Origin of the sequence: Phormidium tenue FACHB-1052 (assembly GCF_014696675.1) — a bacterium.
GTDB classification, from domain to species: Bacteria; Cyanobacteriota; Cyanobacteriia; order Phormidesmidales; family Phormidesmidaceae; genus Nodosilinea; species Nodosilinea tenuis_A.
In genome coordinates, this window is record NZ_JACJQN010000011.1 from 185855 (window position 1) to 199671 (window position 13817).

Here is a 13817-nt window from a genome sequence, read left to right on the forward strand (position 1 = left end):
GCGTCGGCTAACCCCTGGCGAGAAGCCAATCTAATCCGCGGCTACTTCGGTCGGTGGTCGATATTTCTACTCTACGACTAGGCGGGAGAGGCTGGTGCCGGGATAGTAGTTGCCCAAAATTTGGGTGTAGCTGTAGCCCTTAGAGGCCAGTTCCATCGCGCCAGTTTGGCTCATGCCGTTGCCACCGTGGGCGGCCTGCACGATCGCATCCGACGCCGCGTAGAGCGATTCAACGATGCCGCCGTTATAGCTAATGAACTCGCCCGTAGTGTCAGCCACCGCCGCCTGGGTCGTATTGGTTTCTTTAGCAATGCCTTTATAGGCCTGGTAGCGCTGAGTATTGTCGAGGTCGTAGGCGCGCTGGGCGTGACGCACATGGTGCACCAGCGCATAGGAGCGAGCGGCTACCGCTTGGGCCTTGAGCGCTTCGTTTGGCCAATCTACATACATTTCGCTGCCGACAACGCTGCTGAGATAGTCGTGCATCAGCACAAAGTTGACGGCCATCAGACCCGAGCCATCGGTGATCATCAGCACGCGGCCCTTGTACCAGCTGTCGCCCACAAAGACATAGCCACCTTCGCCCGGTTCTAGCCAGGCGGTGTTGCTGAGGGCGCAGTTGCCGACAGCCATGCCCGAACCCTGGGGTTTGAGCACCAGGCTGCTCTGGGCAGGCAGGTTGCAGTGGTTTTGACCGTTGATATCCATCAGGTAGCCGTCTACGGAGGTGGCCACCTCTAGGCTGGAGGCGTTTTTGGCCACGGCCACCCGCATTTCTAAGTTGGTGTCAATGGTTTTGCCGGGGTCAAAGGCAGCGCCAGCGTTGCTAGGAGCCGGTGGGGCCGAGGGCTGGGGTAGCGATCGCGCTGCCCCAGAGTTGGTGGCTTGGTTGGTAGACGCAGCCGGGGCCTTAACCGCTGGGCTAGCGGGGGCCGAGGCAGCAGGAATTGCTGTCGGAGCTTTGACGGCGGTACTGGTCGCCTCGCCATCGGCGGGCAGCGTGGCCTGCACCAGCAATCGCCGCGCCCGATAGAGATCGACAATGGACTGCCGCACCATGCCCGTGGTTTCCCACAGAACTGGGCTTAGGTTACCGGCCTTTGTATCCCGACCCCCAAAAGGAGTCGCCGACACCTGCACCAGCAGCAGGCTGGCAAAAACTAACCCACCAAAAACTTTAATGCGGCGGCTCTTACTACCCAATGCCCAAGACCATGGCAGTGGTTTGGGATGCAGCGGTTTGACCCGGACAGACTTGAGTCGCACCGACCGCAGCTTTGGTCGCTGAGCATTCCAGAGATCTCTCATGGTGGTTTAACCCAACACCCACGCGTTACGTAATCGAACCATAGCCAGAGGCCTTTTCCCATTTAAGGATAAACGTTAAAAAATGCGACGGCTCAGACACATTCGTAACATATACCTAAAGACATAGATTTATAAAGTACGGGTGTTTATAGGTTACAAGAAGGCTTTTTTAATTTCTTACGAAGAGAATCCTTCAGTACCTATGGGTCTGACACTAGGCCTAAAAGTTTTTGGACTGAAGCGTTAATCAGATGCTGCGTGGGAGTTAGGAATACCGGCTTCCCCGTAGATTTATATCGTTTAAGGGCGTTCTAAGGAGCATAGCTAGTCCGTCTCGAAAGGACGGTTTCTCATCCCTACAAGTTCCCAAGGTTGCGAAGAAGTGGACTTCTGTCGCCTCAAGTCGTCTAAAAGGGCGTGCATTTGTAGTGGCTGTAGGGATGGCCACCGCTGCCCGTTTGGCTAAGCTGCTGACAGCCGTTGGCGCTCAAATCTGAGCCAATGTGGATAAACCAGAGGTCAAAGGGGCGAGGCATGGTGGAGAGAATCTCGGCCAGCTTTTCTTCGGGGGGAGCGGTTGGGTTGCTGGGCAAACTCCAAAGAAAAAATTGGGGCGGCACAGTCCACCCGCTGTTTGGGTCACTGGGGTGGAAATGGCGGTGGATCTCCCAACCGATGCTTAGCATCTCATGACCAATCACCGTAGGCTTGCCTGCTTCGATCTGGGCAGGGAAGCCTATCAGCACCGGATGGGTGGATTCTGCCTGAATGGTGCGCACAAGTTCGGCTGGTGCAAAGTATTTGGCAAAGGCCAGATTACTCACCACAAATAGGGCGCTGACCAGGCCCGCCAGCCAAAACACCTGAACACTTCGTCGCCCGGAGATTTTTTGCTGGGTAAAGGGAATGCGGAGCGATCGCGGCTGCACTGTGGTCTCTGGCCAGTAGACGGCCAATAGCCCCCCCACCAGCACCATCACACCGGGATGGAACACAAAGTTGTAGCGATGCCCTCGGGTGATATCCATGCTTAAGCCGTAGGTGACGGCAAAAAAGATGGCGATCGCCGCCAGCACGAACCCGCCCATCAAAAATAGGCCAAACCGGCCCTGGTCGGTCAGCTTGACCAGGCGGCCAGCTTGGATGAGTCGCGCTACCATCCCCAGCAACACGGGCAGCAGCACCAGCACCGACAGCACCACGGCGACAATACCCGCAACGCCTTGGGCATTAGTAATGGGCGTGATCACCATGAAGATTAGCCCGACGAGGGTCTGGGCGATCGGGTCAAGCCAAACCCTCGGTTGGCTGAGGTCAATGGCCAAATTGGAGGACTGGCTGCTGCCATAGAAGTTGAGCAGCACCGGCAACCACACCAGGCAAGCAGCTAGCGTTCCCAGCATGACCCCATACAGCCGTCGCCAGGGGCGCTGCCAGAGGAGCTTAGGTTGGGTTTGCCCCTGGTGAAGGGCGAGGACCACCAGCACAAAAGCCTGGGCTAGCAGCGCCAGCACCGTAAAGTAGTGGGTAGCAAAGGCTAGGGCGTTGATGCCCACCCACAGCAGTGCCAAGGGGAGGGAAATGGGTTGGGGCGTGGCTTCCCCAGGGCGGGGGGGGCGCAGGCTCCAGCCGGCCACGGCAAAACAGGCTAGCCCCAGCGCCACCAGCAGGGTGGCCATGCTGTAGTGCCGAGCCTCTTGGGATATGGCCACGCCAAAGGGCGACACGGCCATAAAGGCAGCACCAATTTGCCCCGCCCACACTGAGCGAAATCCTAACCACCCAGCCAAATACACCGCTGGCGCGCTCAAGGCACCAAACAGAGCGGGCAGGGCGCGCGCCGCCCAGGGCGAGGCCACCCCTTGCACGTCGGGAAACAGGTTCATCCACAGGTGGGCGATCGCAAAGTAGGCCGGCGGATGGTTATCTTCCTGCATGAGGTAGTGGATGGCTGTGCCCACGGTCGCCTCTGGTCGGGGCTGAAGGGGCGTAAGTAGCTGGTCTAGGGGAACGACCTGATCGAGGGGAGCCGAGTAGCTGCTGTTGCCCAAGGCAAAGATCATCGTAGCGGCCTCGTCCATCCAGAGGGGCTTGCTCACCAATCCTAGGAAACGAATTGCCAGGGCGAACCCAAACCACAGCAGCATCCAGCGGGCTGTGGGTGGCAGCTGCCATGTTTTAAATAACCGCATAACACCGCACGAAAACTCCCAAAGCTGATGATACTCTCCAGCCACGGCGCGATGGCAGTTTGTGTGGGATGGGCCTTGGCGATCGCATCCCTTAGAAAAAGCTAAAGAGGTCAAAAAATAGGGGCTTCAGCCAAAGCTGAAGCCCCTAAAAACTCTGGATTGGGCGATCGCTCAAACGGCGACATCGGACACTGAATTGAGGCCCACAATGTCCTCGTAGGCAGCTGCGATGATGCAAACCGATAGCGGAATGGTGACAAGCAAGCCAACGCCGAGCAGAATGGCACCGACAACATTCAGCAAGAAAATCAGCAGCAGCAGCCCAAAGAACGAAAACCATTTTTTGGTAATCAGCTTGCGGCTGGTTTCCATGGCTTGCCAGAACTCAGCGCCTTTGTCGATCACTAGCGGTTGGGCAAATAGGTAGGCCACGGCCAGATAAATGCCTGGCAGCAACAGCAGCACAAAGCCGATCGCGGTCAAAATAGTCGAAACTAGCGAAACCAGAAAGATCGGCAGAAACTTGTTAAACCCTTGAAAAAAGTCGTTGAACACTGCATCGCGATTACGTGCGATCTGAAAGGCCACAAAGTAATAGCCTGCGGTGAGAGCTGGGGCAACTATGTTAAAGGCGAGGCTGAGAATGCCGCCGCTGGCACCATCCGAGCCTCTGGTACCAATAGGAGCGGGCAGAATCGAGATCACAATTTGGATCAGCACCAGCAGCAGCGTAAACGCAACAAACAGCGGTGCTTTGGCCTTAAAGATCTCCCACCCTCGGCTAAAGTAATCACCGATTTTGACCTCGTAGTCTCGACCGATCAAATCAGAACTAAAACTACTCATCGTTCTCCACCATCCCCAAAGATTATTGAGTAGGATATCGGTTTCACATTAACTGGGGGTGAAAACGCGGCAAAAATTAACCTGAATGCACCTATCTTAGGGTTGATTTGTGACTGGTTCTAACGCTGACGAGCGACGTTTTTTTGGGGTTATTGCTGGGGCGATCGTCCTCAATCGACCACCGGGCTGCCGTGGTGGTGAATCATGTACCACTGTCCGGCCAGGCGCTCAAACCCATTGGTAGCCATTGACCTGGCTTCTAAGCGGCGACTGCCAAAGCGATCGCCCCCGGCTTCGCTGCCGCTGATTTGCAGCACATTCTCAATCAGCACCACGTAGGCCAGGTCACCGCTGATCTCTACGGTGAGGATGTCGGTGTCGATTTCGAGGTAGCTGGTGTTTTCAAAAATGCGTGCCCAGGCCTCGCGGATCTCGACCCAGCCTTTGAGGGCATCGCGCCCAGGATGAATGCAGAGGCAGCCCATGCCCTTTGACCAGACCGCCTCCATGGCTTCGATGTCCTTCTTCTCGAAGGAGCGGTAGAAAGCCTGGTTTGCGGCCAAGACCAGTTCGCGATCGCCAGCCATAGGGTCCTCACTGATAAGATACAGGGGCTTTCCCTGCCTCCCGTCTTGAGCATAACCAACGGTAGGGGGAGGCAACCACCTCCGGCAGCAATGTTGCACACCCCAATGTTGAAACTCGTCAATCTCTGTAAGCGCTACGGTTCTAAGCCTGTTCTTCAAAATCTCAGCCTGAACCTACAGCCGGGAGAAATCTACGGTCTGCTCGGCCCCAACGGGGCCGGGAAAACCACCACCATCAACATTATTTGCGGCTTGCTCAAGGCCGACAGCGGCACCGTCACCATTGGCGATCGCCCCGCCGGGGAGGCCACCAAAGCCTGGGTGGGGGTGATGCCCCAGAGCAACCTGCTTTACGGCAGCCTGACGTGCAGTGACAACCTGTTTTTCTTTGGCCGTCTCTACGGCCTCTCCCGCCAGGACTGTCAGCGGCGGGTAGATGTCTGCCTAGAGTCGGTGAAACTGTTAGACAAAAAACACGTGCCCGTTGAGCGCCTCAGCGGCGGCATGCAGCGGCGGTTGAGCATGGCGGCGGCGATCTTGCACCGCCCCAAGCTGGTAATTCTCGACGAGCCCACCACTGGCCTTGATATTGAGGCCCGCCAAGAGCTATGGCAGCTAATTCGCCAGTTCAAATCGATGGGGGTGACGGTGCTGCTCACCTCCCACCTGCTAGATGAGGTCGAGCGCCTGTGCCAGCGGATCGGCATTTTGCGCCAGGGCGAGTTGCTGGCGGAGGGTACGTTGGAGGAGCTGCGATCGCGCATTCCCGCCCGAGAAATTGTCACGGTGGAGACGAAGGATCGACAGGGGGCGATCGCCCGGGCCCAACAGCTAGGCTACCCCCACCGCACCTACGGCGGCGACCTGGCCTTTTGGGTGCCCGACCAGCTAGAGCTAAAGGATCTAATCGATCGCTTCGGCGGCATTCCCCTCGACTCGATCGCTCGTAGCCCGGTGAAGCTGGAGCATGTTTATTTAGAGGTAACTCGGCAGATCGAGGGAGTAGGGAGTAGAGGGTTAAGGGGGTAGGTTGTCTTAAACCTTTATTCCTCGGATCTATACTTCACTTGTCACTTTCTGCCCCACTCGTCCACTAGCGCCCACGCACAACCCCGCTACCAAAAATGCCAGGGCCGCCACCAGGGTGACCACCGTCGGAGTCAGCCCGCTATTGCTAAACAGCCCGCCCCCGACGCTAGCCGCCAGGGCACCGCCGCTAAAGTAGGTGCCTGTCCCTAACCCGGCGCGGGCGGGGGGCACCATCCCCAGGGCAAAGGGCAGGGTGCCATTCGAGACCAGGCTGAGGGCGGCTCCAAACAGCGCCGCTAGCATCATGCCTACGGCTGTACTTGAGATCACGCTCACTAAAATGGCTAGACAGGCCATGGCGCTCAGCCCCAGCACCATGGCGCGGCGATTGCCCAGGTGCCGAGCTAGCTGCCCCGCCGGAATTGCCGTCAGGGCCAGGGCGATGAATAATGCCCCCAGCACCAGGGGGGTATTGGCCTCGGGCACCCGCTGGGCCAGGGTTGCAGGAATCGCAGTCATCACCAGGCGAAAGCCCAGGCCCACCCCGACCCCGGTGCCAAAGATCAGGCCCAGCTTGGCCCATGGCAAAGGTATAGAGGTTGGTTTGGGGGCGATCGCCCCACCCTCCACCCATTCATCCCCACGCTTAGGATTCGCCCAGCGCAGCGCCAGGGTGGCCACCAGCAGCACCACCGACCCTAGCGTAAAGGCCACAAACGGCCCTAGGCCCAAAATAAACTGGCCCGCCAGCGGCCCCATGGCCCCCGACACCCCACCCACCAGCGTCAAAATGCTGGCCGCCTGGGGTAACTGGGTGCCCATGGCATAGCGCCCCAGCAGCGACAGCGCCGGGCTGCGAAACACCGACATCGCCAGTGCCCAGGCCACCAGTAGTAGAGGTAGGCTCCAGCGCAGCACCCCCTGCCCCCACAGCAGCGCCGTTGGAATCACGACAAATATGCCCGCCGCCAGTACCACCCCAAGGCTAACAATGGGCAGGCGGGTGCCAATTTTATGCTGCATCTGGTCAGAGAAGGTGCCCATCAAGGGTTCTACGACCATGGCTAACAGGTTCTCGACCACTAACAAACCTACGGCCAGCCCCTGGGAAAACCCCAGCCGGGTGAGCAATTGCACCAAATAGAGGTTGTAAATCACCCACAGCAGGGTAATCGCCCCCTGCATAAACGCTAGGCTCCACACCGGGCCCCAGAGAATCGACTTTGCCGCAGGTTTTTCCATAGAGCGCTAATCGTTCGCGTCGCGTGAGTAAGACGACCTTAGCTCTTCGAGCACCATGTCCGCCAGCTTGGCCGAAGCTCCCGCTGCGCCCCGCACCGATCGCAGCTCCCCACGCATAGCCCTCAGCGCGTCTGGATTCTCCAAATATCCCACTACCTCTGCGGCTACAGTTTGGGGGATGATCGGGCCAATGCGCTCGGGCACCACCTCGCGTTTTGCCCAGATGTTGGGCCAGGCAAATAGCCGCCCCTCCTTATATACCTGTCGCAAAACCAGCCGGTTAATGAGTTTGGCAAAGCCATCCCCTATCAGAGGCAGGTTAGCCATCAGGCCCGGAATGCCGTCCCAGGCTTTCATCGCCTCTAGCTTTTGGGTGGCCAGCAGCACCATCATTGGAATACCCAGGGATCCTAATTCTGCGGTGTTGGCCCCCACGGTGGTCAGGCAAAACTGCATCTGGCCCATCACATCGTAGGCGGGAGTGCCCTGCCACAGCAGCACCTCTAGCCCGCTGGGGGTCTGCAAGCGGGGTAGGGCTGCATCTGGTTCTATCAGTTTGGCCGTCGTGGCCCCTTCAACCAGGCGCAGGTCTGGGTTGCGGGCCGCGTCGGCAAACTGGGCCAGCGCCTCTAGCGACAACATCGGCGCTACCGGAATGACAAACTGGGTCTGGGGGCGCAGGCGATGAATGGCCTCGGCGGTGGCCAGCGCGAAGGGCAACCCCACGCTGAGCTTGTTCTTTTTTGAGCCGGGCATGAGGCCAATCAGGTCGTAGTCGGGTTTGAGGTGAAGGCGATCGCGCACCGACTGCCCGTCCCCATCGCCCTGCACATCGGCCATTAGGTCGCCAATCACGTCGCACTTGCTGCGAAACTCATCGGGGGCCGCCTCCACAATGTTGGCTGTCATGCAGCCAAAGCGATCGATCCAGCGGTGCCAGCGGGCATCCCACTCGGCATAGATGACGGTGCGATAGCCCAAACGCTTGCCAAACACGACCGGATAGATCTGGTCGCCGCCCAAAAACAGCACTACACCGTGGGGGTGCCAGTCCCAGTTTTCCGCTGTTTTGCCGGACAGCAAAAAGGAGAAGAAATGCTCTGGCCCCTGAACGCGATCGACCCCCGGCAGGCTACGGGCCATCTCGGCCTCGCGCCCCGAAGCGTTGGCACAGGGCGACAGCACCACAGAAATCCGGACTTGATCGGAGTCGGGCAGACGCGATCGCAGCGCCTGCACCACCGGGCGCACCCAGGTTGAAATTTCCCCCGGCCCGTTGGAGAGAATCAAAATATCGCCGGGGGCGGTAGTTGGGGTGGTCATGGGGGCAACGCTCATCGCTGAGAAATACCTTGTTCCGGTACTATCAAATCACCATGATACGGACTCATGTTTACGCCGGGCTGAGGTGCCAGCGATCTGGTGCTCCGATCGCGGTGGGATGACAGTCCTTGGTTGTAGGGCGATCGCTACAAACAGGCCAGGCAGTTTGTTTTCTGCAACACAACGATACGTAACTTAGGCTACACGCCTGCTTTCTCAGATTTAGGTTCCCCACTTTTGCCATTCTCATGGAAGCTATTAAAGCCCTGAAACTCCTTTAGGCTAAGAATTCTCTATGGGCTATAAAAAGTGGCTCTAGGGAACTCAGCGTTCCCAAATGCTGTGTTTATGAGAATGCTGATAAGCACTGTTACAATCCGGCGACTTCCTTCAGGATCGTTGTCGGTGTCTGATCCCGGTGCTAACGTCTGAGTCATGGTTCGGATAGCCTTACAGCAAAAAGAGTTAAAACCATGACCCAACCCTACAGAGCATCTCTTTTGGCGCGTTAGGCCAGCGCCCTGTCCCTCGGTTCAGATTCAGCGCGTAGCTACGCCCCTTGCCCCCATCATCTGAACTCAGCACACACCACGGGTAGTTCTGACTCATTCAACTTTTTTGACCTGACTTCAAGTACGGCTGTAGTGCTACAGAATTCAGCGCTTCGCTAAACGGCTGATTCTGCGCAGCACCTTAACTCTAATTACGCTGGCTGAAATGCTTCAGACTCAGCAGGAGGTTTCTATGCTTTTTCACGGTAAAACCGCCTTGATTACTGGCGCTTCTCGCGGCATTGGCCGTGCCATTGCCCATGCTCTAGCTCGCCAAGGCATGCAGCGCATTTTGCTGGTTGCCCGCAGCGCCCAGCGCCTAGAGGAAGTGGCCGCCGAGGTGCGGCAACTTGGGGCAGAGGCCGTTATTTTGCCCGTAGATTTGACCGATCCAATTGCGGCCAACGTGGTGATTGCCCGCGCCTGGCAGCACCACGGCCCGGTGCATCTGTTGGTGAACTGTGCTGGGGTGGCCCATCAGGCCCCCTTTTTGCAGGCCAAACTGCCCCAGGTACAGTCTGAGATTTCGACCAATTTAATTGGCCTCTACACAGTTACCCGCCTGATCGCTCGCCGCATGGCGACCCGCCGGGAGGGCTGCATTGTCAACGTGTCGAGCCTAATGGGCAAGGTGGCAGCCCCAACTATGGCGACCTACTCAGCGACCAAGTTTGCGATCGTGGGCTTTACCCAAGCGCTGCGAGGTGAACTGGCACCCCACCGAGTACGCGTGGTGGCGCTACTGCCCTCGCTGACCGACACTGACATGGTGAAAGGGTTTGAGCGGTTTCGCGGCGTGCAGCCCTCGACCCCAGAGCAAGTGGCTGAGGCGCTGGTGCGGGGGCTACAGCAAGGCCAGTCTGAGATTTTGGTGGGTTGGCAAAGCCACGCCGTGGTCTGGGCGCAGCGGTTGGTGCCCTGGTTGGTCGATTCTATGGTGCAAATTTTAGCCCCGGCCAAGCCGGTGCAACGTCAACAGCGCCCCGTTCGTTCTACTTGATTGGGTTGCCAGGTCAAACAGCTAGCAAGTTGAACTTTCCGACTTTTGCATCTGGCAACCTGGCAACCCGCGAGGCTGGCCTTAGAACGACCAAAGCTACTTGGCGGTGACAGTGGTGCCGAAGAAGTCGATACGGTAGTCAGTGATCGTGACCCCGGTACGGGCTTCAATCTGCTGAATGAGGTCGGCGGGCAGGGTGACGTCAATGTCGATGATCTCGTTGGTGTCGAGGCAGTTGACGTGGCTGTGGGAGTCGCTCAGGTGGCCATAGAGACGACCATCGGCGCGCTCAACACACTCGATAATGCCCTGCTCGGATAGGGCGTCGAGGTTTTGGTAGACGGAGGTGTGGCCGATCTCGCGGCCCTGCTGATTGAGGCGATCGTAAATCTCGCGGGCGGAGAGGTGGCCCTGATGCTGCCACAGGAGTTCTAGGATGTAGCGTCGCTGCCGACTTAGCCGCATGCCAAGGGCCTGGCAGCGCTCAATGGCATCGTCCAGGCAAGTGATAGGCTTTTTCAGGACAGCTAACTCATCCATGGTAGAAGAGGTAATTCATACTCAGTACCACTTTAACTTGTTTGAAAGAATCGTGTCTAGAACTACAAACACAGGGTGGAAACTTGGGGTCAAGTTCAGCTTATCGAGCATAAAAGGCCGGGTTAGGCGTCGTCTAGGCTGCCCAACTGTTAGGAGTTTTAGCGGCTACATTAGGTCTGATGAACCTAACCGCAGATGAATTCATTAAGTTCTGCGGCTGAGCTACTTCCCTGAGCTATTTCTTTAAGCTAAGAACCTAAAGGCATTAACTGAACAAGAGTTCTGGGCTAAAGACAGGTGTTCAGCCTAGTGTGACCTAATGGGATGACGTTTCACTGGTAGAGGTTTGATCGGGTATGAGCTGGCTCTTGAACGTCAACGGAGCCGGTAAGCCCGCGAAGGTGAGTTGTCCGCTAAAGCTTTCTCCCTCGTGGGTGCTGGCGATCGCAACGCTCTCAACCGGCTGCCCACATACCGTCATAGCCGGTGAGCTACCGGTCAAATCGAGATCGGGAGAGCGCCATCTCCCGTCTAGATTAAAGGGCTCGCCCCCTGCTTCGGCCGACTGCGCCTCGGGGCTATCTGCCACTAGCTTTCCATTGACGAAAATACCTGACTGCTGAAGGCGCAACTGCAAGGAGGGGGGCTCAGAACACTGCTCGCTGGGCTCAATTTGCAATTGATAGTCACCTCCGATCGCGGTCGGGGCTTGTAGACGAGTTGTGCCATACCGGCTGACTACGCTGAAGAGGGTCACTACAGAGCTAATGGCAACCCCGTAAAAAATCAAAGACTTTCGATCAAAGTGGCTCAAATCGCAATCCTCGACGGAAGAAATAAGGTTAAGAAAATGAGAAACTGAGCAGATTTAAGTGCTCAGCTAACTAAGATGCAGCCTTGGCTGAAGTACTTAAAACAGAGGCCAAATGGGGAGAGGCCACCTGACGATATTTTCGGGTAATGAGTAGCGACGAGTGGCAGTGGTTAGACAGCGCATCGGCATAGCGCCCTAGGGTTTGACGCTCTACTCCCCACTCGCGACTGGCTCCAGCGATGGTCAGATCAGCGTTGCGAGAGGCTTCCACAATGGCTGCGATTGGTTCACGAGTAGATTTCACAACAGTTTCGATGCGATCGCCCATCACCTCGTTCATCTGAGCTATCACCGTACTAAACTCACTGCTCAATGTATGTTCGCTGTAGTCGTCAATCATAAGCTGCAAGATTTTTAGGTGGCATGTGGGTATATTGGCCACCAACCGTAGCCCCAGCTCCAAGGCTAAATCATTGTGCGGGCTGGCCATGTAGGGTACCAAAACGGTGTCGATAGACGTTAGATTTCGCCCGACAAAAACTGCTACATCTTTGGGTACAGCACTCAACACTTGCCCAACCCGACCACCCAATCGGTTTTGGTCAAACACAGGTCGGTGCCAGCCCATCACAATCAAATTAGAGTATTCTAACTGAGCGATTTCTGAGGTTTCGCGCGCCACATCGTTAGTAACTCGGACAATCGGCAAAATGGTTTGCTTCGATGTGGCAATACCTAAGGATTCAATTAACTGATTGAGCGATTGCTGCCGTTGCTCAATTAAGCGATCGATTTCAGTCGGCGTTGTTGAAAAAGCATAATCTTCCTGCATTTCAACTAGGTTTAAAAGATCAACCCTCGCAGATGGTTGGTTTCCGGCAAGCTGCACGGCCAATCTGAGCAACCCCTTCTGGCTTTTGGGGTTGGCAACAGGTACTAAAATCCGGTAGGGTGCAGTCCCCTCACCATCTTCGGCGTCAGCGTCTACATCGGTTTCTAAAGCATCTAAGCGCATTAACCGCTTAGGATATATCAGCTCTAGCAATGGAGAGGTCATGAAGGTTGTTACCAGAGCCATGATGACCAGCATCGTGAAGAGTAACGGTGTGACAACCCCCAGCTCTAGGCCAATGTTGAGCACAATTAGCTCAGTTAACCCTCGGGTATTCATCAACCAGCCCAGGGCAGATGACTCTCGGTGATCAATGCCAGAGAATCGAGCTGCTACATAGGTGCCAACATATTTACCTACGATCGCCACGCCAATCACAGCCAAACACAGTAGCCATTTGCCAGGACTATTGAGCAAGCCCACCTGAGTTTTTAACCCGCTATAGGCAAAAAATACTGGCAATAGAAATATCAAGACAAAGTCTTCAGTTTTTTCGGCTAGCTCTCGGGTTAGACCGACATTTTTGGGCATCACAGCCCCAAGCAAAAATGCGCCAAAAATAAAGTGAATGCCGATAATTTCTGTAATTAAAGCCGATGCGATCACCGCCATATAAATGCCGGCAACGAGCAGTTGCGACAGTTTACCGGTGCGTTCGTAGTATTTGCCTAGATTGCGGAGGAAACGCTGGCCCACCGTTACCATCAGCCCGATGTAAATTAGTGAGAAAACAACAGTTGGTAGAGCACCTACCATACTGTTGGTGCGAGTCACTGTGATCGCCAAAGCTAAGACACACCAGGCAGTCACGTCATCCACTGCGGCACAGGTTAATGCCAGGGTGCCCAAACGGCTTTTTTGCAGATTGTTTTCGGTGATGATGCGAGCTAGCACCGGAAACGCCGTAATGGCCATTGCAGCGCCTAAGAACAGGGCAAACGCTGTAAACGAAACGGCCCCATTAGAAACCAGCGGGTAAAGCAAAAGCGCTAAAATACTCCCCATGGAGAACGGTGCCAAAATGCTGACGTGGGAGATCAAGATGGCAACATCAAGATTTCCTTTGAGATACTTGGGGTTGAGTTCAAGCCCAATCAAGAACATAAAGAAGATCAGCCCCACCTGCGATAGCACGTTTAGCGAAGGCATGATCTCTGCTGGAAACAGCGTCGCTTGCCATGTAGGAGCTAACCAACCCAATAGCGAGGGGCCTAGCATGATCCCAGCGACAATTTCGCCAATCACCAAGGGCTGCTTAATCTGATTAAATCCGTACCCTACCAATCGGGAAAGGCCAATAACGACCAAAATGGCGACTAAAACGTGAATAACAATTTCCGTTGGACTCATATAGGCCTTATATCCTAGACAGGTAGAGCTGACTCATCCAGAGAGTTTGCGCCCTAGCATTCTACCGATAGTGTCAAGACCCCATGCTCTGCGGGGATCACAGCAGGTCAGCGTTGGGCTCAAATTCTGACTTGGACTTAATC

General features: G+C 56.1%; 11 protein-coding genes. 2 read left to right on the top strand and 9 right to left on the bottom strand.

All coding sequences use genetic code 11. The annotated features are described in order from the left end of the window. Positions 1-66 precede the first annotated feature (66 nt). From H6G07_RS16220 to H6G07_RS16235, 4 genes are all read right to left on the bottom strand, one after another. A complete protein-coding gene (locus H6G07_RS16220; protein ID WP_199312148.1) occupies positions 67-1308 on the bottom strand; it encodes a SpoIID/LytB domain-containing protein in 1242 nt (413 codons plus the stop codon). 407 nt (positions 1309-1715) lie between these two features. Then, complete coding sequence (locus H6G07_RS16225) at positions 1716-3500, bottom strand: glycosyltransferase family 39 protein (protein ID WP_073609032.1); 1785 nt, start codon at positions 3498-3500, stop codon at positions 1716-1718. A gap of 171 nt (positions 3501-3671) precedes the next feature. Next, positions 3672-4346, bottom strand: coding sequence for a DUF2189 domain-containing protein (locus tag H6G07_RS16230; protein WP_073609031.1), 675 nt, complete (start codon positions 4344-4346; stop codon positions 3672-3674). 170 nt (positions 4347-4516) lie between these two features. Further along, complete coding sequence (locus H6G07_RS16235; RefSeq protein ID WP_073609030.1) at positions 4517-4933, bottom strand: nuclear transport factor 2 family protein; 417 nt, start codon at positions 4931-4933, stop codon at positions 4517-4519. Between the two features lie 105 nt (positions 4934-5038). On the opposite strand from H6G07_RS16235, the gene H6G07_RS16240 reads away from it, so the two are divergent. Continuing rightward, the gene (locus H6G07_RS16240; RefSeq protein ID WP_073609029.1) at positions 5039-5962 is read left to right on the top strand and encodes an ABC transporter ATP-binding protein; all 924 of its coding nucleotides are present in this window, start codon (positions 5039-5041) and stop codon (positions 5960-5962) included. Positions 5963-5989: 27 nt separating this feature from the next. Here the strand turns inward: H6G07_RS16240 and H6G07_RS16245 are convergent, their stop codons facing one another. Continuing rightward, complete coding sequence (locus H6G07_RS16245) at positions 5990-7204, bottom strand: MFS transporter (protein WP_073609028.1); 1215 nt, start codon at positions 7202-7204, stop codon at positions 5990-5992. A gap of 6 nt (positions 7205-7210) precedes the next feature. Continuing rightward, a complete protein-coding gene (locus H6G07_RS16250) occupies positions 7211-8527 on the bottom strand; it encodes a glycosyltransferase family protein (protein ID WP_073609027.1) in 1317 nt (438 codons plus the stop codon). Positions 8528-9271: 744 nt separating this feature from the next. Between H6G07_RS16250 and H6G07_RS16255 the strand changes: the two genes are divergently transcribed. After that, positions 9272-10078 carry an SDR family NAD(P)-dependent oxidoreductase gene (locus tag H6G07_RS16255; RefSeq protein ID WP_073609177.1) on the top strand — a complete coding sequence of 269 codons (807 nt, stop codon included), beginning with the start codon at positions 9272-9274 and terminating at the stop codon, positions 10076-10078. Between the two features lie 96 nt (positions 10079-10174). Here H6G07_RS16255 and H6G07_RS16260 read toward each other — a convergent pair whose 3' ends face one another. The 3 genes from H6G07_RS16260 to H6G07_RS16270 all read right to left on the bottom strand — a co-directional run bounded on the left by H6G07_RS16260 (position 10175) and on the right by H6G07_RS16270 (position 13674). Beyond that, the gene (locus H6G07_RS16260; protein WP_073609026.1) at positions 10175-10618 is read right to left on the bottom strand and encodes a Fur family transcriptional regulator; all 444 of its coding nucleotides are present in this window, start codon (positions 10616-10618) and stop codon (positions 10175-10177) included. Between the two features lie 316 nt (positions 10619-10934). Beyond that, complete coding sequence (locus tag H6G07_RS16265) at positions 10935-11375, bottom strand: hypothetical protein (RefSeq protein ID WP_139297065.1); 441 nt, start codon at positions 11373-11375, stop codon at positions 10935-10937. A gap of 127 nt (positions 11376-11502) precedes the next feature. Then, entirely contained in the window at positions 11503-13674 is a 2172-nt protein-coding gene (locus H6G07_RS16270) for a cation:proton antiporter (RefSeq protein ID WP_073609024.1), read from the bottom strand. Between the last annotated feature and the right edge of the window lie 143 nt (positions 13675-13817).